Source organism: Cryptosporangium aurantiacum, from assembly GCF_900143005.1.
Lineage (GTDB): Bacteria > Actinomycetota > Actinomycetes > Mycobacteriales > Cryptosporangiaceae > Cryptosporangium > Cryptosporangium aurantiacum.
In genome coordinates this window covers 604,115-624,964 of record NZ_FRCS01000004.1, presented here as the reverse complement: position 1 = coordinate 624,964, position 20,850 = coordinate 604,115, and the positions used below count along the sequence as shown (strand labels likewise).

20 protein-coding genes and 1 riboswitch are annotated in these 20,850 nt (G+C 71.6%); of the genes, 14 read left to right on the top strand and 6 right to left on the bottom strand.

The window, feature by feature from the left end; translation table 11 throughout:
* Positions 1-103: 103 nt before the first annotated feature.
* On the bottom strand, positions 104-2,401 hold the full coding sequence (locus BUB75_RS17270; protein ID WP_178379888.1) for a PAS domain-containing hybrid sensor histidine kinase/response regulator: 2,298 nt from the start codon (positions 2,399-2,401) through the stop codon (positions 104-106).
* Positions 2,402-2,500: 99 nt separating this feature from the next.
* On the opposite strand from BUB75_RS17270, the gene BUB75_RS48145 reads away from it, so the two are divergent.
* The 3 genes from BUB75_RS48145 (at position 2,501) to serB (ending at position 7,399) form a co-directional block, all read left to right on the top strand.
* On the top strand, positions 2,501-4,192 hold the full coding sequence (locus BUB75_RS48145) for a bis-aminopropyl spermidine synthase family protein (protein WP_073258287.1): 1,692 nt from the start codon (positions 2,501-2,503) through the stop codon (positions 4,190-4,192).
* Positions 4,193-4,352: 160 nt separating this feature from the next.
* A complete protein-coding gene (gene ctaD, locus BUB75_RS17260) occupies positions 4,353-6,053 on the top strand; it encodes an aa3-type cytochrome oxidase subunit I (RefSeq protein ID WP_483863803.1) in 1,701 nt (566 codons plus the stop codon).
* A 152-nt stretch (positions 6,054-6,205) separates the two neighbouring features.
* Entirely contained in the window at positions 6,206-7,399 is a 1,194-nt protein-coding gene (gene serB, locus BUB75_RS17255) for a phosphoserine phosphatase SerB (protein ID WP_073258285.1), read from the top strand.
* Between the two features lie 27 nt (positions 7,400-7,426).
* Here serB and BUB75_RS17250 read toward each other — a convergent pair whose 3' ends face one another.
* Positions 7,427-8,098 carry a response regulator gene (locus BUB75_RS17250; RefSeq protein ID WP_073258283.1) on the bottom strand — a complete coding sequence of 224 codons (672 nt, stop codon included), beginning with the start codon at positions 8,096-8,098 and terminating at the stop codon, positions 7,427-7,429.
* Entirely contained in the window at positions 8,068-9,174 is a 1,107-nt protein-coding gene (locus BUB75_RS17245) for a sensor histidine kinase (RefSeq protein ID WP_143175255.1), read from the bottom strand. The genes BUB75_RS17250 and BUB75_RS17245 overlap by 31 nt, the downstream gene beginning before the upstream one ends.
* Positions 9,175-9,355: 181 nt before the next feature.
* Here BUB75_RS17245 and BUB75_RS17240 point away from each other — a divergent pair, with 181 nt between their 5' ends.
* On the top strand, positions 9,356-9,892 hold the full coding sequence (locus BUB75_RS17240) for a hypothetical protein (protein ID WP_073258281.1): 537 nt from the start codon (positions 9,356-9,358) through the stop codon (positions 9,890-9,892).
* Here BUB75_RS17240 and BUB75_RS17235 read toward each other — a convergent pair.
* Both BUB75_RS17235 and BUB75_RS17230 read right to left on the bottom strand, forming a co-directional pair.
* Positions 9,889-10,467 (bottom strand): isochorismatase family protein, encoded by a 579-nt coding sequence (locus tag BUB75_RS17235; RefSeq protein ID WP_073258279.1) that lies wholly within the window; start codon positions 10,465-10,467, stop codon positions 9,889-9,891. The genes BUB75_RS17240 and BUB75_RS17235 overlap by 4 nt on opposite strands.
* Before the next feature lie 12 nt (positions 10,468-10,479).
* Positions 10,480-11,757: a nicotinate phosphoribosyltransferase gene (locus tag BUB75_RS17230; RefSeq protein WP_073258277.1), complete on the bottom strand. Its 1,278-nt coding sequence runs from the start codon at positions 11,755-11,757 to the stop codon at positions 10,480-10,482.
* A 108-nt stretch (positions 11,758-11,865) separates the two neighbouring features.
* Between BUB75_RS17230 and clpS the strand changes: the two genes are divergently transcribed.
* The 5 genes from clpS (at position 11,866) to BUB75_RS17205 (ending at position 14,795) form a co-directional block, all read left to right on the top strand.
* A complete protein-coding gene (gene clpS / locus BUB75_RS17225) occupies positions 11,866-12,156 on the top strand; it encodes an ATP-dependent Clp protease adapter ClpS (protein WP_073258276.1) in 291 nt (96 codons plus the stop codon).
* A gap of 1 nt (position 12,157) precedes the next feature.
* Positions 12,158-12,868 carry a DUF2017 family protein gene (locus BUB75_RS17220; protein ID WP_073258274.1) on the top strand — a complete coding sequence of 237 codons (711 nt, stop codon included), beginning with the start codon at positions 12,158-12,160 and terminating at the stop codon, positions 12,866-12,868.
* Between the two features lie 53 nt (positions 12,869-12,921).
* The gene (locus BUB75_RS17215) at positions 12,922-13,338 is read left to right on the top strand and encodes a M67 family metallopeptidase (protein WP_073258272.1); all 417 of its coding nucleotides are present in this window, start codon (positions 12,922-12,924) and stop codon (positions 13,336-13,338) included.
* A 166-nt stretch (positions 13,339-13,504) separates the two neighbouring features.
* Positions 13,505-13,783, top strand: coding sequence for a MoaD family protein (locus tag BUB75_RS17210; RefSeq protein ID WP_073258270.1), 279 nt, complete (start codon positions 13,505-13,507; stop codon positions 13,781-13,783).
* A 61-nt stretch (positions 13,784-13,844) separates the two neighbouring features.
* Complete coding sequence (locus BUB75_RS17205) at positions 13,845-14,795, top strand: PLP-dependent cysteine synthase family protein (RefSeq protein WP_073258268.1); 951 nt, start codon at positions 13,845-13,847, stop codon at positions 14,793-14,795.
* Here the strand turns inward: BUB75_RS17205 and BUB75_RS17200 are convergent.
* Positions 14,792-15,514, bottom strand: coding sequence for a YqjF family protein (locus tag BUB75_RS17200; RefSeq protein WP_073258266.1), 723 nt, complete (start codon positions 15,512-15,514; stop codon positions 14,792-14,794). The two genes, BUB75_RS17205 and BUB75_RS17200, sit on opposite strands and share 4 nt — an antisense overlap.
* A gap of 79 nt (positions 15,515-15,593) precedes the next feature.
* On the opposite strand from BUB75_RS17200, the gene BUB75_RS17195 reads away from it, so the two are divergent.
* The 5 genes from BUB75_RS17195 to thiS all read left to right on the top strand — a co-directional run bounded on the left by BUB75_RS17195 (position 15,594) and on the right by thiS (position 20,826).
* Complete coding sequence (locus BUB75_RS17195) at positions 15,594-16,742, top strand: MFS transporter (protein ID WP_218617574.1); 1,149 nt, start codon at positions 15,594-15,596, stop codon at positions 16,740-16,742.
* 122 nt (positions 16,743-16,864) lie between these two features.
* A riboswitch (TPP riboswitch) is annotated at positions 16,865-16,989 on the top strand.
* Complete coding sequence (gene thiC, locus BUB75_RS17190) at positions 16,981-18,594, top strand: phosphomethylpyrimidine synthase ThiC (RefSeq protein ID WP_073258261.1); 1,614 nt, start codon at positions 16,981-16,983, stop codon at positions 18,592-18,594. It overlaps the preceding riboswitch by 9 nt.
* 17 nt (positions 18,595-18,611) lie before the next feature.
* A complete protein-coding gene (gene thiD / locus BUB75_RS17185; RefSeq protein ID WP_084741404.1) occupies positions 18,612-19,454 on the top strand; it encodes a bifunctional hydroxymethylpyrimidine kinase/phosphomethylpyrimidine kinase in 843 nt (280 codons plus the stop codon).
* The gene (thiO, locus tag BUB75_RS17180) at positions 19,451-20,614 is read left to right on the top strand and encodes a glycine oxidase ThiO (protein WP_073258257.1); all 1,164 of its coding nucleotides are present in this window, start codon (positions 19,451-19,453) and stop codon (positions 20,612-20,614) included. Before thiD ends, thiO begins: the two co-directional genes overlap by 4 nt.
* Positions 20,611-20,826: a sulfur carrier protein ThiS gene (gene thiS / locus BUB75_RS17175; RefSeq protein ID WP_073258255.1), complete on the top strand. Its 216-nt coding sequence runs from the start codon at positions 20,611-20,613 to the stop codon at positions 20,824-20,826. The genes thiO and thiS overlap by 4 nt, the downstream gene beginning before the upstream one ends.
* Positions 20,827-20,850: the final 24 nt, after the last annotated feature.

Below are 20,850 nucleotides of genomic sequence, written 5' to 3'. Positions count from 1 at the left end.
GTGATCAGCGAGGGGGTCCCCGCGGCGGGCAGGCACTCCCGGACGTCGTCCGACCGGGGGCCGTGCCGACATGGCACGCACCTCCGTCGGTGTCCCCCTGAGATTAGGCAGGCGTGAGGACTTCGGCGACCTTCGCGAGCAAACTGCGCCGTGTGAACGGTTTCTCCACCAACGTGACGTCCGGGCCGATCGTTCCCTTTGACGTCAGCAGCGGCTGGGCGAAGCCGGACATGTAGAGGACCCGCATCGACGGCCGGTCGATCCGCAGCCGGTTCGCGACCTCCTGCCCGGACAGCCCGGGCATCGTGACGTCGGTGAGCAGCAGGTCGATCGTCCCCTCGTAGGCGCTGGCGAGTTGCGTCGCCTCGTCGCCGGAGCCCGCCGACAGCACCGCGTACCCGCCCCGGCCGAGGATGATCTCGATCGACTTGCGCAGGTCGGGCTCGTCGTCGACGACCAGCACGCACCGGTCGGGCCTGGCCTCCGGCGTCGGCGGCCGACCCGCGCCCGGCGCTTCCGGACGCGTGGTGGGCGCGCCGTCGGAGGCGGGCAGCAGGATCGTCACCGTCGTACCCCAGCCCGGCCGGGACCGCAGGTAGACGGTGCCCGCCGCCTGCGAGACGATCCCGTACACCGACGCCAGCCCGAGCCCGGTGCCCTGCCCCTCGGGTTTGGTCGTGTAGAACGGCTCGAACGCCCGCTCGGCCACCTCCGGCGGCATCCCGGTGCCGGTGTCGGTGACCCGCAGCTGCACGTAGCGGCCGTCGGTGAGCCCGTACCGAGCGGCCTGGGCCGAGTCCAGCGCGACGTTGGCCGCGTCGATCTGCAGCGTCCCGCCCTTGGGCATCGCGTCCCTGGCGTTCACGGCCAGGTTGACCAGCACCTGTTCGATCCGGCCCGGGTCGGCGGTCACCGGCCAGAGCTCCGGGTCGCTGCTCGTCGATACCCGGACGTCGGTGCCGAGCGTGCCCGCCAGCAGCCGGGTGACGTCCGCCATCACTTCGCTGAGCAGGAAGACCTGCGGACGGACCACCTCGCGCCGGCCGAACGCGAGCAGTTGTTTGGTCAGGCGGGAGCCGCGCTCGGCGGCCTGGTGCATCTGCTCGACGGCGCGGCGAGCGCCGGCGAGCCTGCCCTGGTCGTCGCCGAGCGAGATCAGCGACTCCAGGCCGTTGAGGTCCTCCTCGGCGATCGACGCGTGGCTCAGGATGATCGCCAGCACGTTGTTGAAGTCGTGGGCGACGCCGCCGGCCAGCTGCCCGAGGCTGTCCAGCCGCTGCGACCGCTGGAGTTCGTTCTCCAGGCGCAGTCGCTCGGCCTCGCCCTCCAGCCGCGCGGTCATGTCGTGCACGGTGACCGCGATCAGCACGCCGTCCTCGGTGAGCAGCGAGGAGAGCCGGATGTCGGCCGGGAACTCGGAGCCGTCCTTGCGGCGGCCAGTGGCCCGGGAGCTGTCGACGTCGGTCTGCCCGACGCCGCGGCGGGAGCTGCGGGATTCGTCGAGCACGGCCTGTCTAGCGTCCGGCAGCACCGTGTCGATCTGCTCGCCGACCAGTTCGTCGGCGAGGTAGCCGAACGCGCGGGTCGCCTCGGTGTTCGCCATCTGGATCCGGCCGTCGACGTCCACGCCGATGATCGCGAGCGGTGTGGCGTTGAGCAGCCAGCGGAACTTGGCTTCCGCGCGCTCGGAGTCGCTCAGGTCGCGGGCCGCGTAGGCGATCCCGACGACGCCCCCGTTCGGTCCGACGATCGGGGACGCGGTGACGCTCACCGCGACCCTCCGCCCGTCGGCGCGGAGGATCTGGCCGTCCGGGATGTGTACGGTCTCGCCCTCGCGGACCTGCGCGAGCGTCTCGGAGACCAGCTCGGCGTGGACCGGTTCGACGAACGCGGTGATCGGGCGGCCGACCATCTCCGCGGACGTCCAGCCGTAGACCCGCTCGGCGGCGGTGTTCCAGGAGGTGATCGTCCCGTCGGTGGACGCGCTGACGATCGGCGTGTGCGCGTGCTCGACGATCGCGGACAGCCACCGCATCCGCTCCACAGCCCGGTTGCGCCGCCCGAGGTCGCGGATCGCCACCGAGACGAGCGGCCCCTCCGGGGTGTCCATCGGGGTCAGCGAGAGCTCGGCGAGGAACTCGCTGCCGTCCTTGCGCAGGCAGGCCAGCTCGATGCCGGCGTGCGGTTGAGCCGTGGCGTCCTGCAGCTCGGCCGGTTCGCGGAGCAGGTCGTCGAGCGGCCGCTGCGCCAACTCGTCCCAGCTGTAGCCGAACAGGAACTCGGCGCCGGAGTTCGCCTGCGTGATCCGGCCGTCGGGGTCGACCGCGACGATGGCCTCGGGTAGGTCGGGAGGGAGGTCACCGCCCGACGCGCTCACCCGCGGGACCAGTTGATCGGTCACCCTGCCTCCCGATTTATCCCAATGATGGAGGATTGTACTTTCTCGGGCGTGTTGGCGGCCGGAGTGCCGCGCTCCGCGCGGCTGTGCGAGCCTTCCCGCGTGACTGCTGATTCGGACGCCGGGCTCGCGGCGGTCGCGGCGTTGGTCGCGGAGTACGGCGTTCACTCCCGGCCGATTCGGGACGTGGTCGTGGCGCTGACCGACCGTGGGTGGACGCTCGCCGAGTTGGTGCGGGTGACTGCGGTGCCGCGCCGCACGGTGGAGGAGGTGCTTGCCGCGCTCGGTCCCGATCTCGCGCCCGGCGAGGCCCTCCGGATCCGCGGCGACCGCGCGGGGGAGTACCGGGAGCGGTTCGGTCTGCCGCGCACCACCGCACTCGCGGATCCGCTCGGCCCGGCGCTGGCCGCGGCCGGTGACCTGCTGGCGACCATGACCCGGCTGCGTGCCGACGCCCCGCCGCCGCGGCGCGCGCTCGACCACGTCGCGGCGACCCCGGAGACCGCGGTCCGCCGCGCGCTCTGGCTGGACGCCCACTTCGACCTGGCCGGTGGCCACCTGCTCTGCGTCGGGGACCACGACCTGACCGCGCTGGCCACCTGCCTGCTCCGGCCGGAGCTGACCGCGACCGTGGTGGACGTGGACGAGCGGCTGCTCGCGTACCTCGACGGGGCGGCGGTGTCGGCCGGGCTCTCGGTGCGGTGCCTCGCCGGTGACCTGCGGTTCGGGCTACCGCCGGCGGCGGCCGGGCGAGCCGGACTCGCGTTCACCGACCCGCCGTACACGCCGGACGGCGTGCGGCTGTTCCTCGAACGGGCGGTCGAAGGGCTGACGGCGGGCGGCCAGGTTCTTCTCGCGTACGGGTTCTCGGAGCGGACGCCTGCCCTCGGGCTGGCCGTCCAGCGGACGTTCGGGGAGCTGGAACTCGTGGTCGAGGCGCAGTGGCCCGCGTTCTCCCGCTACGACGGCGCCCAGGCGGTCGGCAGCGCGAGCGACCTCTATCTCTTGCGTCCGACGAACAAGGCGCGCCGGAAGGGTGCGCGGGGCGGCCGGCCCACGATTTATACGCACGGCGAGCAGTCGGCCGAGGCGTCCGGCGTGGCCTCGGCGGAGGTCGCGGTCGCGCTGGTGGAGGCCGCCGCCGGCCCGGAGGGTCTACCGGTGCTCGAGGCGGCGCCGACGCCAGGCGTGCTGAGGGCCGCGCTCACGCGGGGCGGCTCGGCCGCGCGGCTGGTGGGGGAGCGGCCGCTCGGGGCGGTCTGGACCGGCGGGATACCCGGGCCGGCGCGTTCCGGGGCCGTCGCGGTCGACGCGACCGCCGACCCGGGGAGCTGGCTGCTCCGGATCCTGCTGGCGGTGGACGCCCGGCGGGTCGCGGTGGCGGTCGGTAACCAGCATCCTGACCTGGCGGACGCGGTGAGCCAGCGCGCGCTCGCGGAGCTGGTCGCGCCGAAGTGGGCGCTGCGCTTCCGGCGGAGTACGCCGGGACCGACGTCCGCGCTGGTCGAGGCCGTAGCCGTGGACGAGCCGCCGGACCAGGGCGATCGGCTGGTGCGGCACGTGCTGGACCGGGCGCACGGAAAGCTGGTGAACGTCTGGCGGGACGGGCTGGTCACGATCTGCGGCCTCCCGAAGCCCGACGCCACGAGGCGCGTCGCCGAGTTCCTCCCCACGGCGCGGCCGCCGGGGCGCCCGGGCGCCCCGGCCGCCGCGCCGGAGATCGACGCGACGCTGATGGAGATTCCGCGCCACCGCCTGACCCCCCTCTTCGCCGCGATTCGCGCATCTGTGTGAACCACGCCTACGAAGGGGATCATTCAGACACGCCGACGCGAGGTAGACCCCCGCCGAGTCAGACATGAGAGACGGACTATTCTGCTCGCGAGGCTTGCCAGCCGCGGGCCCGCACACAGGCTCAGCGACGCCGATCTGCCAGGAGGGTCCGGCTGTGACCATCGAAGCCGAGCGCATCGAACCCGAACCGATCGTGAGCCGGCCCTGGCCGGTGCGCGAGTCGGTCAAGGGCAACGCGTTGGCCCGGATCATCCGGACGACCGACGCGAAGCAAATCGGCATCATGTACCTGATCACGTCGTTCTTCTTCTTCGCAGCCGCCGGCATCATGGCGCTGCTGATGCGCGCCGAGCTCGCCCGCCCGGGCCTGCAGTTCCTGAGCAACGAGCAGTACAACCAGCTGTTCACGATGCACGGCTCGGTGATGCTGCTGCTGTTCGGTACGCCACTGGGCTTCGCGTTCGCGAACTTCCTGGTCCCGCTGCAGATCGGCGCGCCGGACGTCTCGTTCCCGCGACTCAACGCGTTCGCGTACTGGGCGTTCGCGTTCGGCGGCCTGATGGTGCTCTCCGGCTTCCTGACGCCGGGCGGCGCTGCTGACTTCGGCTGGTTCGCCTACGCGCCGCTGAACTCGCAGATCCACTCGCCGGGCGCCGGTGCCGACCTGTGGATCGTCGGCTTCGCAATCGCGGGTCTCGGCACGATCCTCGGTGCGGTCAACATCATCACGACGATCCTGACCATGCGCGCGCCGGGCATGACCATGTTCCGGATGCCGATCTTCACCTGGAACATGCTGGTCACCAGCCTCCTGGTGCTGATGGTCTTCCCGATCCTGACCGCGGCGTTCTTCGGTCTGCTGGCCGACCGCCACCTCGGCGCCCACGTCTACGACTCCGACACCGGCGGCCCGATCCTCTGGCAGCACCTGTTCTGGTTCTTCGGCCATCCAGAGGTCTACATCCTCGCGTTGCCGTTCTTCGGCATCATCACCGAGATCCTGCCGGTCTTCAGCCGCAAGCCGCTGTTCGGCTACAAGGGCCTGGTCGGCGCGACGGTGGCGATCGCGGCGCTGTCGATGACCGTGTGGGCGCACCACATGTTCGTCACCGGCGCGGTGCTGCTGCCGTTCTTCAGCTTCCTGTCGTACCTGATCGCGGTGCCGACCGGCATGAAGTTCTTCAACTGGATCGGCACGATGTGGCGCGGCCAGTTGACGTTCGAGACCCCGATGCTGTTCTCGGTCGGCTTCCTGGTCACGTTCCTCTTCGGTGGTCTGACCGGTGTTCTGCTGGCCAGCCCCCCGGTCGACTTCCACGTCTCGGACAGCTACTTCGTGGTGGCGCACTTCCACTACGTGCTGTTCGGAACGATCGTGTTCGCCGCGTTCGCCGGCATCTACTTCTGGTTCCCGAAGATGACCGGCCGGATGCTCGACGAGCGCCTCGGCAAGCTGCACTTCTGGCTGACGTTCATCGGCTTCCACACCACGTTCCTGGTGCAGCACTGGCTGGGCAACGAGGGCATGCCCCGCCGCTACGCCGACTACCTGCCGATGGACGGCTGGACGACGCTGAACACGATCTCCACGATCGGCGCGTTCATCCTCGGCATCTCGACGCTGCCGATCATGTGGAACATCTGGAAGTCCTACAAGCTGGGCCGCGTCGTGAACGTCGACGACCCGTGGGGCTACGGCGGTTCGCTGGAGTGGGCCACGTCCTGCCCGCCGCCGCGGCACAACTTCCTCGAGCTGCCGCGGATCCGCTCCGAGCGTCCGGCGTTCGACGTGAAGTTCCCGCACCTGGCGCCCTGGGCCCACGAGGTCAAGAACCCTCAGCAGCCCACGATTTCAGCCTGACCAACAGCGAAGCGGCTGGCCTCCCGGGGTCGGCCGCTTCGCTGTTCGGTGGAGTGGCTCACAGGAGGTGGGGGCGGGCACGTGACGAGCAGCGGCGGCGTTCTACGGTGGGTAGGCGCCACTTACGCTTCTCGAGCCGCGGAACCGGAGCGATGACCCACAGCACGCGTGCCCTGCTCACCGTCACCGGAACCGACCGCCCCGGCGTCACCGCGGCTCTGTTCTCCACGCTCGCCACGCTCGACCTCGAAGTCCGGGACGTCGAGCAGGTCGTGATCCGCGGCCAGTTGCTCCTCGGCGTCTCGGTGGAGCTGCCGTCCGCTGACGACCTGCCGACGCTGCGAGACCGCGTCACCGACCTCGGCCGCGCGCTCGGCATCTGGATGGAGGTGGCGCTGGCCCCGTCCGGCGACCACCCGATGACCCGCCGCCAGCAGAAACCGCACCACGTCACCGTGCTCGGGCGGCCGCTCACCGCGTCGGCGGTCGCCGCGATCGCAGCCGGGATCAGCGAGCTGGGCGGCAACATCGACACGATCACGCGGCTCTCGAAGTACCCGGTCACCAGCCTGGAGCTGCGGGTGTCCGGCGTCGACGGCGCACCGCTGCGCACCGCGCTCTCGGCACTGGCCACCGACCACCACATCGACATCGGCGTGGAGCGCAGCGGCCTCTCCCGCCGTGCCAAGCGGCTCGTCGTGTTCGACGTCGACTCCACGCTCATCACCGGTGAGGTGATCGAGATGCTCGCGGCGCACGCGGGCCGGGAGGCCGAGGTCGCCGCGGTCACCGCCGCCGCGATGCGGGGTGAGCTGGACTTCGCCGATTCGCTGCGGCAGCGGGTGGAGGCACTGGCCGGCCTGGACGCGGTGGTGCTCGAGAAGGTGCGCAACGAGGTGCGGCTGACGCCCGGCGCGCGCACGCTGGTCCGGACGCTCAAGCGCATGGGGTATCGCTGCGGCATCGTTTCCGGAGGATTCACGCAGGTCACCGACCATCTCGTCGACCTGCTCGGGCTCGACTTCGCGGCCGCGAACACGCTCGAGGTCGTCGACGGGGTGCTCACCGGGCGGGTGATCGGCGAGATCGTCGACCGCCCCGGCAAGGCCACCGCGCTGCGGCGGTTCGCCGAGGCTGCGGGCGTGCCGATGGCCCAGACGGTCGCGGTCGGCGACGGGGCGAACGACATCGACATGATCACCGCCGCCGGGCTGGGTATCGCGTTCAACGCGAAGCCGGCGCTGCGGGAGGTGGCCGACACCGCGCTGAACCAGCCGTACCTGGACGCGGTGCTGTTCTTCCTCGGCGTCCCGCGCGAGGAGATCGACGAGGTCGAGGACCTCTAGGACTCCCTCGCCGGCACCGGGTCGCGCTCAGAGCTGGCCGAGCTCGCGGGCCAGGACGGCCGCCTGCACCCGGCTCCGGAGCCCGAGCTTCGCCAGGATCCGGCTGACGTGGGTCTTGGTGGTCGCCTCGGCCATGTCCAGCCGGTCCGCGATCTCCGCGTTCGAGAGCCCCTGGCCGAGGCAATCGAGCACCTCGCGCTCGCGCGGCGTCAGCTTCTCCAGCCCGGGCGGCGGCTCGGTGATCGGGGCCGGGCCGCGGGCGAACGCGTCGATCAGCCGCCGCGTCACCCGGGGCGCGACCATGCCCTCCCCGGCGGCCACCAGCCGCACCGCCGCGATCAGGTCGGCGGCCTCCGCGTCCTTGAGCAGGAAACCGGCTGCGCCGGCCCGGAGCGCGCCGAACACGTACTCGTCCAGGTCGAACGTCGTCAGCACGAGGACGTCGGCCACGCCCTCCGCGGCCAGCGTCGCGGTCGCGGCGATCCCGTCGAGCCTCGGCATCCGCACGTCCATGACGACGACGTCCGGGCGCAGTTCCCGGGCGAGGTCCACCGCTTCGATGCCGTCCGCGGCCTCGCCGACGACCTCGATCCCGGGCGCGGAGCCGAGGATCAGCACCAGCCCGGTCCGCACCGCGGCCTGGTCGTCGGCGACCAGCACCCGAACGGTCACAGCGGGATCTCCGCGTGTACTCGCCATCGTCCGTCGCGTGGCCCCGCGTCCAACGCACCTCCCACTAGCGTCGCCCGCTCCGCCATCCCGACCAGACCCGCGCCGCCGACCAGCGGGAACGGGCAGTCCTCGGTCGGCAGCGGGTTCTCGACGGTCAGCGTCAGCGCGTCCGGACCGTACCGGACGAGCGTGTCCACCGGTTGGCTCGCGGCATGCTTCCGGGCGTTGACGAGCGCTTCCTGGACGATCCGGTAACCCGCCAACTCGACCGCGGGCGCCAGCCTGCGCGCCTCACCGTCCACCCGGAGCGTGGCGTCCTGGCCGTCCGCCCGGATGCTCTCGACGAGCGTCGGTAGCTGGTCGAGCCGCGCCTCGGCGGGGGAGTCGCCCCCGTCGTCGGCCCGCAGCACCCCGATCAGGTGCCGCATCTCGGCCAGCCCGCTGACGCTGTGCTGCCGAATGACGCCGAGCGCCTCCTGCGCGGCCTCGGCGTCGTCCGGACGCGCCAGCGCCGCGGTGGAGTGCAGCGCGATCACGCTCAGGTCGTTGGCCACCAAATCGTGCAGGTCACGGGCCACGCGGGTCCGCTCGGCGGTGATCGCGGCCCGCTGATCGAGCTCGGCGAGCCGGGCGGTCTGCTCCGCACGTTCCCGCTCGGCCGCGGCGGTCTGCCGGTGGCGCCGGACCGTCATCGCGGTGTCCACCGGCAGCACCGTGAACAGGGCCACCTGCACCCCGTACAGGGCGCCTTCGATGTCACCCTGCCGCGCCAGGCCGATCACGGTGAACACCAGGACCGCACCGATCGAGCCGATCATCAACCGACGACCGGTCCGCTCCGACCCCCGTTCGGTGAGCTCGTACAGCGCGTTGGCGAGGACGAAGATCGGCACCAGGTTCGGCCCGACCATCCAGTCCACGGCGAGCGCCGCTGACGCCACCCCGAGGCTGAGCCGGGGGTAACTGCGGAGGAACAGCAGCGACGCCGTCGAGGCGCCCAGCGTGGCCACCCCGACCCAGGAGTCCAGCGGGTAGCCCAGCGCGAACAGCACCAGGCCGACGGCGAACGCGCCGACCGCCAGCCCGAATCGCCGCCAGCTCAATCCCACCTCCCGATTCGACCACGGCCGCCGGCGGACGGCGTCCACCGGAACGACGGACGGCCGCTGACCGGCGTCCGCCGAAGGATGTACGGACAGAAGCGGTGAACGTCGGTCGGACGACGTACCGGCAGATCGTCGCTGAGCTGACGCGATGCGTCAGCACGGACGCGATGCTCGATCCATGGTTGTTTATGTCTTGGCCGCGTGTGAGATCGGGTTCTGGGCCGTCCTGCTCGCGGGGCTGGTGGCGCGGTACGTCTTCGGGTTGCGGAAGATCGGCGCGGGGCTGTTGCTGTCGACCGCGCTCGTGGATCTGGTCGCGTTGACGGCCGCGATCATCGACCTGCGCGGTGGTGCGACGGCCGACTGGACGCATGGTTTGGCGGCGATGTACATCGGGTTCTCGGTGGCGTTCGGGCCGATGATGGTGCGCTGGGCTGATCAGCGGTTCGCGCACCGGTTCGCCGAGGGCCCTGCGCCGACGAAGCCGCCGAAGTACGGCATGGCCCGGGCACGGTACGAGTGGACGCTCTGGATCCGGGCGGTCGTGGCGTGCGGGATCTCGGCCGCGTTGCTGTTCGGCGCGATCCGGCTCATCGACGACCACGACCGGACCGCAGCGCTCGACGTAACCCTGTCCGCGCTGCTCAAGGTCGTGGTCATCTGGGGAATCGTCGCCCTGACCTACACGGTCTTCCCGAAGCGGGCGAACGCCTAACCGGCGACGACCGGCTCGCCCACCAGCGCGACGCCCGCCTGCTCGAGCTCGAGGAGCGCGCGCTGAGTGGTGGGGGCCGCGACACCAGCGGTGAGGTCGAGCAGCACGGTCGTGGCGAAGCCGTTGCGGGCGGCGTCCAGCGCGGTCGCCCGCACGCAGTGGTCGGTGGCGATGCCGACGACGTCCACTTCGGTCACGTCGTGCGCCCGCAGCCAGGTCGTCAGGTCCGCGCCGTCGGAGTCGCGGCCCTCGAACCCGGAGTACGCCGCGGCGTACTCGCCCTTGTCGAAGATCGTCGCGATCCGCCCGGTCTCCAGGTTCGGGTGCAGCTCGACGCCCGCCGTGCCGACGACCGTGTGCGCCGGCCAGGTGTCGACGAAGTCCGGCTGGTCGGAGAAGTGGTGGCCGGGGTCGATGTGGTGGTCGCGGGTGGCGACCACGTGGTCCCACTTCCGGGCGTCGGCGGCCAGCGCGGCGGAGATGCCGCCGGCTACCCCGGCGCCACCGGCCACGGCCAGCGAGCCGCCCTCACAGAAGTCGTTCTGGACGTCGACGACGATCAACGCGCGAGCCATGAGCGTGCCCTCTCAGCTAGCAAAAGCGACAGAAATGGCCGGCTCTCCGGCCGACAGGCTCAGACCCTCCCAGGGGATCGTCACGAGGGCCTTTTCCAGGTGGTCCCGCGACTGCAGCAGCGTCGGGGCCTCGGGTACCCGGATCCCGTTGCGGACCAGCGGGATCTGCAGCAGCCGGTCGTGGTCGCCGAGTTCCGGGGTGGCCGCCCCTGCGGTGATCACTTCGTCGACGGCGGTGCCGGTGGGCTTGTAGCGCCGGACCGCGGTCTTCCGCCCGCCCCGGGACGCCTTGTTCTCGCTGCGCTTGGCCACCGGCCGGCCTTCGACCTCGACCAGCTTGTAGACCATGCCCGCGGTGGGTGCGCCGGAGCCGGTGACCACCGCGGTTCCGGCGCCGTAGGCGTCGACCGGGGCGACGGCCAGCGCGGCGATCGCGTACTCGTCCAGGTCGCCGGAGACGACGATCCGGGTGGCGGTCGCGCCGAGCGCGTCCAGCTGGTGGCGGGCCTGGACGGCGAGCACACCGAGGTCGCCGGAGTCGATCCGGACGGCACCGAGCGACGGCCCGGCCACCTCGATCGCGGTGCGGATCCCCGCCGTGATGTCGTACGTGTCGACGAGCATCGTGGTGCCGACGCCCAGCGCCGCGAGCTGGCCGGCGAACGCGGCCTTCTCGGTGTCGTGCAGCAGCGTGAACGCGTGTGCGCTGGTGCCGGTCGTCGGGATGCCGTAGCGCCGACCCGCCTCGAGGTTGGACGTCGCGGTGAAACCGGCCAGGTAGGCGGCCCGCGCGGAAGCCACCGCGGCTTCCTCGTGGGTGCGCCGGGAGCCCATCTCGATCAGCGGCCGGTCGCTCGCGGCGATGACCATCCGGGCGGCCGCGGTGGCGATCGCCGAGTCGTGGTTGAGGATCGAGAGCGCGAGCGTCTCCAGCAGCACGGCCTCGCCGAACGTTCCCCGCACCGTGAGGATCGGCGATCCGGGAAAGTACAGCTCACCCTCCGGATAACCGTCGATGTCACCGCTGAACCGGTAGTCCTTCAGCCAGGCGGCGGTGTCGGCGTCGACCGCTCCGGCGCTGCGCAGGAAGTCGAGCTCGTCGGCGTCGAACCGGAAGTCGGCCAGCGCGTCCAGCAGGCGGCCGGTGCCCGCGACGACGCCGAAGCGTCGCTCCTTCGGCAGGCGGCGGGCGAACACCTCGAACACGCACTCGCGTTGGGCCGAGCCGTCGCGCAACGCGGAGGCCAGCATCGTGAGCTCGTAGTGGTCGGTCAGCAGTGCTGTCCCCATGACTCCAGCCTACGAGCCGCCGATCGGTACCCCGGCTCGACCCCACGGACGAGAACTGCGTTGCCCGGGGTTGTTGCGAGAACCTCCAGCGATGGCACGATGGGGTTCATGACCGCTCCCCTGGTCGCTCCGGCGGAGACACCGAGCACCGTAGAAAGGCCCGCGCAGCAACGACCGTGGGTCACGGTTGTCTGGGACGATCCGGTCAACCTGATGTCGTACGTGACCTACGTGTTCCAGAAGCTGTTCGGATATGACAAATCCAAGGCGACCCAGCTGATGCTCGACGTGCATCACAAGGGCCGAGCCGTGGTGTCGAGCGGCAGCCGGGAACGCATGGAGCACGACGTCGCCAGGCTGCACTCGCACGGGCTCTGGGCCACCCTGCAGCAGGACTGAGATGACATACGGCTTCACACGGTCGAACAACGCCTACACGCTGCGGCTGAGCGCTGAGGAAGCGCAAGCGGTCGGGCTGGTGGTCGCGCAGGTCGCCGGGCTGATCCAGGCCGGCGACCGACGCGGCGTCATGAGCCTCGACCTCGGCCCGTCCTCGCTGGGGCGGGTCTCGGCTGCCGACCCGGACCCGTTCGGGCCCGGGCCGTTCGGGGCTTCACCCCGGCCGGGCGACGTCTTCGACGATTTCGACAAGATCGAACCCGACCCGGAGGACCTCGAGGTCGAGCTGGTGGACGACGGGGTCGACGCGGTCGGGGTCGCCGGTCCGAGCGCCGACCCGGTCCTGGCTCGCCTCTTCCCGGACGGCTACCGGGACGACCCGGAGGCGGCGGCCGAGCTGCGCAGCCTCACCGAGTCGTCGCTGCGTGAGCAGAAGATCGGCAACGCGGGCGTGATCCTCGACGACCTCCCGTTCGAGGGTGGCGAGATCCGGCTGGACGACGATCGGGCCGAGGCCTGGCTGCTCGCGCTCAACGACGCCCGGTTGATGCTCGGCACCGCGCTGGAGATCGAGGCCGACACCGACCCGCTCGCCGAGCTCGAGGCGGCTGCGGGCGTCGACCCGACCGGTGCCCGCGTGCTCGGGCTCTCGCTGTACCAGTTCCTGACCGGCCTGCAGGCCAGCCTCGTCGATGCGATAGACCCGGAGTGATGCGCGTCCCGTCTGGGTGAATCCCGCGCGATGGGCTGGGTACGCTGGACGTCGTGTTGACTCTCGACCGGGCTATCTATGACGCCATCGTGGCGCACGCCCGCCGCGATCACCCCGATGAGGCGTGTGGCGTGGTGGCGGGTCCGGCCGGTAGCGACCGGCCTGACCGGTTCATCCCGATGTTGAACGCCGCCCGGTCGCCCACGTTCTACGAGTTCGACTCGATGGACCTGCTCAAGCTCTACCGGGAGCTCGACGACCGGGACGAAGAGCCCGTCGTCATCTACCACTCGCACACCGCGACCGAGGCGTACCCCTCGCGCACCGACATCTCCTACGCGCAGGAGCCGGGTGCGCACTACGTCCTGGTCTCGACCCGGGACGCGGACACCGTCGAGTTCCGCTCGTTCCGCATCGTCGACGGTGTGGTGACCGAAGAGCCGGTGGAGATCATGGAGTCCGCGTCGTGACCCCCACCCAGTCCTACCTCTTCGGCCATACTCCGGCCGAGGTGGTCTACGACTGTCGTTGCCGCTGAGTCCAACCCGTGCCGCACGATCTGGCACGTGAGGATCCACCGCATCAGCCTGCCCCCGCCGGCTGCTCTTTCGTCACTTCCAGGAGGTTTAAGTACTTATGGCGATCGAAGTCCGCATTCCGACGATCCTGCGCACCTACACCGGCGGCGAGAAGACCGTGCAGGGCGACGGTGAGACGCTCGAGGCGCTCATCGCCGACCTCGACGGCAAGTACCCCGGCCTGCGTGGCCGGCTGGTCACCGACACCGGCACGCTCCACCGCTTCGTGAACGTGTACGTCAACGACGAGGACGTCCGGTTCACCGGTGCCCTCGACACCGGCCTGAAGGACGGCGACTCGGTGACCGTGCTGCCCGCGGTGGCCGGCGGCTGCTGAGCACGGCCGGCGGGGGCCTGCGGGCCCCCGCTAGCGGCCGGTGCCAGAAGGGAGATCGACGATGGCCCGATACGACTCACTGCTCGACGCACTCGGCGAGACGCCGCTCGTCGGGCTGCCGCGACTCTCCCCGAGCGACGACGTCCGGCTCTGGGCGAAGCTCGAGGACCGCAACCCGACCGGGTCGGTGAAGGACCGCCCGGCGATCTACATGATCGCCGAGGCCGAGCGAGACGGCCTGCTCCGTCCCGGCGACACGATCCTGGAACCCACCAGCGGCAACACCGGCATCTCGCTGGCGATGGCGGCGAAGCTCAAGGGCTACCGGCTGATCTGCGTGATGCCGGAGAACACGTCGGTGGAGCGGCGTCAGCTGCTGCAGATGTACGGGGCCGAGATCATCCCGTCGCCCGCCGCCGGTGGCTCGAACCAGGCCGTCGCGATGGCGAAGCAACTGGCCGAGGAGCACCCCGACTGGAAGATGCTCTACCAGTACGGCAACCCGGCGAACGCGCGTGCGCACTACGAGACGACCGGCCCGGAGATCCTGCGGGACTGCCCGTCGATCACGCACTTCGTCGCGGGCCTGGGCACGACCGGCACGCTGATGGGTACCGGTCGGTACCTGCGCGAGAAGGTGCCGGACATCCAGATCGTCGCCGCCGAGCCCCGGTACGGCGAGCTGGTGTACGGCCTGCGCAACATCGACGAGGGGTTCGTCCCTGAGCTGTACGACGCCAGCGTGCTCACCACCCGGTTCTCGGTCGGCCCGCGGGACGCGCTGCTGCGCACCCGGCAGCTGATCGAGGTCGAGGGCATCTTCGCCGGCATCTCGACCGGTGCGATCCTGCACGCGGCGCTCGCGACCGCACACCGCGCGGCGAAGGCGGGGCAGCGCGCCGACATCGTGTTCATCGTCGCCGACGGTGGCTGGAAGTACCTCTCCACCGGCGCCTACGCCGGAACCCTCGCCGAAGCCGAAGCCGCTTTGGAAGGCCAGCTCTGGGCCTAGGTTCCTAGCGGCGGCCCGAAGCGCACCGGCACGCCGGGCGAGAAGAGTACGGACGGCGGCGGGCCGCTCGGGGCGGGCAGGCCGGCGGCGGTCAGCAGGGTCTCGTCCAGGTCCGTGAGGGTTGCGCTGTGTAGCGGCCAGGCCGGGTGCTCGTTCGGGAGGTAGATCGTCCGGCCGCGCGAGACGGTGTGCAGGCCCCAGCGTGCGGTGAGGAAGTCGTTGAGTGGTTCGGCCGGCGCCGGACCGCCCGGTACCACGGTGAACGCCGTGCGCGGCCCGGCGTCGGGCCAGCGGCGGACGCTCTCGTACGTGTACGACCCGTCCGGGCGCCGCCGGATCGCCATCCGCGACCACACGTAGTTCAGCCCGAAGAGCGTCCGCCCGATGACTACGGGCAGTAGGCGTGCGGCGTCCAGCGACCGGAAGACGACGCCGCGCCGACCGGCGGCGTCCACCGAGTAGAGCCGCACGTTCGTCTCGGCGAACCGGCCGAAGTACGGCACGCCGACGCCCAGGCCGACCCGGTCCATCCGGAAGCCGATCAGCCCCACGTAGGTCACGCCGTCGAGCGTGTCGGGACAGGTGCCCGCCGGGAGCAATGGTGCCACCACGGACGGCTCGACCGGCCAGTGCAGGAACGCCAGCTCCCGCCACCACTGGGTCATGATCGCCCGGCGGATCGGCCGTGGCGCGGTGGGCGTGACCGGCTCGGTGTTCATGGGAACAGCCTGCCACCCCTGCTTCAGATCTCATATATCGAGACGCTAATCTCGAAATATGGAATCAAGGCGGCGTTGGGTGGTGTTGGCGGCGGGCGTGGCCGGGATGACGGCCGGGTGCGCGTTCCTCTACGGGCTGCCGTACCTCCTCCCGCGTCTCCGCGCCGACGGCCTCTCGCTCACCGAGGCCGCCGTCCTGGTCGCGTGCCCGTCGCTTGGACTACTGGCGACGCTGGTGGTCTGGGGTGCACTGGCCGACCGCTACGGCGAGCGCGGCGTCATCGGGCTGGGGCTGGCCGGGGCGGGCGTGGCGCTGCTGGTCGCGGCCGCGGTGTCCGGCCCGATCGCGCTCGGGGCCTGCCTCGTCGTCGGCGGTGCCGCCGCGGGCTCGGTGAACGCGGCCAGCGGGCGGCTGATCCTGGGCTGGTTCGGCGCCGCCGAGCGTGGGCTGGCCATGGGCATCCGCCAGATGGCGCAGCCGCTCGGCGTCGCGGTGGCCGCGGTCGCGGTGCCGGTGCTCAGCGAATCCGGCCGCGCCCCCGCGCTCGTGTTCCTGGCCGCGGCGTGCCTGGTGACCGCGGTGCTGATCGCGGTCGTCGTGCGCGATCCGGCGCGGGTCGAGTCCGGCGGAGCGTCCGAAGCCGGGAGCCCATACCGCACTCCGATGCTCTGGCGGCTGCACGGCTCCGGCGCCCTGCTGGTCTTCCCGCAGTTCGCGGTCGCGACGTTCGGTTTGGTGTTCCTGGTCGACGTCGAACACTGGGACGCCGCGCAGGCCGGTCGGCTGCTCGCGGTCGCCGCGTTCGGCGGGGCGGCGGCACGTCTGATGGCCGGCTGGTGGTCCGACCGAGCCGGCAGCCGCACCGGGCCGATGCGAGTGCTCGCCGGCACCACCGGCGTCGTCGTCGCGCTGCTCGCGGCCGGAGCCGCCGGCGTGCCGGGCGTGGCGGTGACCGCGCTGGTCGCGGCCGCCGTCGTGTCGGTGTCGACGAACGGGCTCTCGTTCACCGCGGTGGCCGAATACGCCGGGCCGGGGTGGGCCGGGCGTGCGTTGGGCATCCACAACACCGGGCAGAACGCGGTCGCCGCGCTGACCGCGCCGGTGCTCGGTGCGGTCGTGACGCACGCGGGCTACCCGGTGGCGTTCGCTTCGGCCGCGTGCGCAGCGGCACTGGCCGTCGCGGTCGTCCCCACGATCCACGTCCGCGAGCCCCAGCCCGTCGCCTGACGCGAAAGCGGCCTCTAAGCCGCCCTTAGAGGCCGCTTTCGCGTCGATCCGCGCGTGAAGGCGGAACAGCCCGCGCGCCGTGGGCTGTTCCGTCGGCCGGTCTCGGGGTTATGGTGGCCGCGTCACTTGTACGCGGGAGCTCGCGCCGAAAGCGGGCTGAGAGGGTGGCTGTCCGACCAGGACGGTGCCGCCGACCGCTCGAACCTGACCGGGTAATGCCGGCGTAGGGAGCGCTCACATGAGCCGTGTTATCTCTGTTGGTCCTCTTCCGGCGAGCCGCAAGGCATACCGGGGCGAACTACGCGTCCCGGTGCGGGAGATCGAACTGACCACCGGCCAGGTGGTCGAGCGTTACGACACCTCCGGCCCGTACACCGAGTCCGATTTCCGGCCCGACCTGGACAACGGCCTGCCGAAGATCCGGAAGGCCTGGCCACGCAACTACCCCACCCAGCTGCTGGCCGCCCGCGCCGGCGAGATCACCACCGAGATGGCGTACGTCGCCGCCCGCGAGCACCTACCGGCCGAGGTGGTGCGCGACGAGATCGCCGCAGGCCGCGCGGTTTTACCGGCGAACGTCAACCACCCGGAGTGCGAACCGATGATCATCGGCAAGCGCTTCCTGGTGAAGGTCAACGCGAACATCGGCACGTCGGCGGTCACCTCCTCGCCCGCCGAGGAGGTCGAGAAGATGGTCTGGGCGACCCGCTGGGGCGCCGACACCGTCATGGACCTCTCCACCGGCCCGCGCATCCACGAGACCCGCGAATGGATCCTGCGCAACTCGCCGGTCCCGATCGGCACCGTCCCGATCTACCAGGCGCTCGAACGGGTCAACGGCGACCCGACGAAGCTGTCCTGGGACGTCTACCGCGACGTCGTCATCGAGCAGTGCGAGCAGGGCGTCGACTACATGACCGTCCACGCAGGCGTCCGGATGGCCTACATCCCGCTCACGGTCGGCCGGAAGACCGGCATCGTGTCCCGCGGTGGTTCGATCCTGGCCGCGTGGTGCCTGGCCCACCACCGGGAGAACTTCCTCTACACGCACTTCGCCGAGCTCTGCGAGATCCTGCGCGACTACGACGTCACGTTCTCACTCGGTGACGGTCTGCGGCCCGGCTCGGTCTACGACGCGAACGACGACGCTCAGCTGGCGGAACTCCGCACGCTCGGTGAGCTGACCCAGGTCGCCAAGGCCCACGGCGTCCAGACGATGATCGAAGGTCCGGGGCACGTGCCGATGGACAAGATCGCCGAGAACGTGAAGCTCCAGCAGGAATGGTGCGACGAGGCACCGTTCTACACGCTCGGCCCGCTGGCCACGGACGTCGCGCCCGGCTACGACCACATCACGTCCGCGATCGGCGCCGCGATGATCGCGTGGCACGGCACCGCGATGCTCTGTTACGTCACGCCGAAGGAGCACCTCGGACTCCCGGACCGGGACGACGTCAAGGCGGGCGTCATCGCGTACAAGATCGCCGCGCACTCGGCCGACGTCGCCAAGGGGCACCCCGGCGCCCAGGACCACGACGACCAGCTCTCCGACGCGCGCTTCGAGTTCCGCTGGGCCGACCAGTTCGCGTTGGCGCTCGACCCGGAGACCGCGCAGTCCTACCACGACGAAACACTGCCGGCTGCGCCGGCGAAGACCGCGCACTTCTGTTCGATGTGCGGTCCGAAGTTCTGCTCGATGCGCATCTCGCACGACCTGCGTACAAGCTATGCGGACGCCACGGAGCCGGCCGCCGCACCCAACCTGGCGCTTGCCGAGGCCGGCATGGCCGCGAAGTCCGCCGAGTTCCAGGCCGCAGGCGCCAAGATCTACCTGCCCGTGGTGGAGCCGTGAACAGGCCCACGGTGGCGATGACCGTGGCGGGGTCGGACTCGGGGGGCGGGGCCGGTCTGCAGGCCGACCTGCACACGTTCGCCGCGTTCGGCGTTCACGGCACCACCGCGGTCACGGCGGTGACCGTGCAGAACACGGTCGGGGTCACCGGCGTCCACGAGATACCGCCGCAGATCGTCGCCGACCAGATCGCGTCGGTCGTCGGAGACCTCCGCCCGACCGCGGTGAAGACCGGGATGCTCGCGTCGGCGCCGATCATCGAGGCGATCGCCACGGCGTTCCGCGAGCACGGCATCGGGCGCGGCGGGACGATCCCGCTGGTTGTCGACCCGGTGTGCGCGTCGATGCACGGCGACCCGCTGCTCCGGGCCGACGCTCTGGCCGCGCTGCGCGACTTGTTCGCGCTGGCCACGGTGGTGACCCCGAACCTCGACGAGGCAGCGTTGCTGGTCGGGACGCGCGACCAGCCGGACGCCGCCCGGGCACTGCTCGCGCTCGGGGCGGAGCACGCCCTGGTCAAGGGCGGCCACGGCACCGGCCCGCGCAGCCGTGACCTGCTCACCGACGGCGTCACCTCCTGGTGGCTGGACGCCGAACGGATCGAGACCGGCAACACGCACGGCAGCGGCGACACGCTGGCCGCCGCGATCGCCGCCCGGCTGGCAGGTGGCGACACGCTGCCGGACGCCGTCGCGGTGGCCAAGCGGTACGTGACGAGGGCGGTCGCGACCAGCTACTCGGTCGGCGCGGGCCACGGCCCCGTCGGCCACCCCACGGCCGACGACCCAGCCGGCCACCCCAGCCCGGTCGCCGCGGCTGAGTCCACGTCGGCCGGGGCGGTGGCTGGAGCGCCGTCGTGAGCGCCGTCCGTGTCGCGGTCGTCGGGGGCGGGGTGATCGGGCTCTCGTGCGCCTGGCAGCTGGCCCGGGCAGGCGCCGACGTCACGCTGATCGAGCCGGACCCGGCCCAGGGTGCGAGCCGGATCGCGGCCGGCATGCTCGCGCCGATCACCGAGGCCCACCCCACCGAACCGGCCCTGCTCGCCGCCGGTCGCCGTGCCGTCGACGCCTGGCCGGCGTTCGCGGCCGACCTGACGTCCACCGGCATCGACCCCGGCTACCGGACGACCGGCACGCTCGTCGCGGGGTACAGCGCGGACGACGTGGCAGCCCTGGACGAGCTCGCGGCCCGGCTGGCCACGCTCGGCCTCGACGTCGAGCGGCTCACCGGCACGGCCTGCCGCCGGTCCGAGCCGGCGCTCGCCCCGGGCGTCCGGGGCGGGCTGAGCGTGCCGGGCGACCACAGCGTCGACAACCGGGCACTGTTGCGGGCGCTCTGGGCCGCGCTGGAAGTCGTCGGCGTCCACGTCGTCACCGACACCGTGGAAGCACCGCTCACGCTCGATGCCGACGTCATGGTGCTCGCCGCGGGTGCCTGGACACCGCGGCTCACGCCGACGCTCGCCGGGCTGGTCCGTCCGGTGCGCGGCGAGAACGTGCGGCTGGTCGCCGGGCGGCACACGCCGGTGCTCACCCGGACGGTGCGGGCACTGGTCGACGGCCGCGGGGTGTACCTGGTTCCGCGGACGACCGGCGAACTCGTCGTCGGGGCCACCCAGGACGAGGTCGGCTTCGACCGGACGGTCACCGCCGGAGGGGTCCACCGGCTGCTCACCGACGCGCGCAGGGTGCTGCCGTCGATCGACGAGTACGCGCTGGTCGAGACGTCGGCCGGGCTGCGGCCGATGAGCACGGACGGAGCGCCGCTGGTCGGGTGGGTCGGCGGCGACACCCTGGTGGCGACCGGGCACGGGCGTAACGGAATCCTGCTGGCGCCGCTCACGGCCGCGATCATCACGCACCTGGTCACCGGCGCGGGGCACACGCCGGACGCGGCCGTCGCCGGCGCGTTCGCCCCCGACCGCTTCCCCGCAGCAGCGGGAACATCCCGTGCCACGGGTCCCGGCGAGGCCGACGCGGCGGGAGTGCCGCGGGCGGCGCATCGCGGGGGTGGGCGATGACGACGCTGCGAGTGAACGGCCGGCGGATCGACGTGGCGGAGCCGCCCACGATCGCGGCGATCGTCCAGGAGGTGACGCAGCGCCCGGCCGGATTCGCGCAGGGCGTCGCGGTGGCGGTCAACGGAGAGGTGGTGCCGCGCGGCGGCTGGGCCGGGACCCAGCTGGTCGACGGGGACACCGTGGAGATCATTACGGCGGTGCAAGGTGGTTGAGACGGACGCGCTGATCATCGCCGG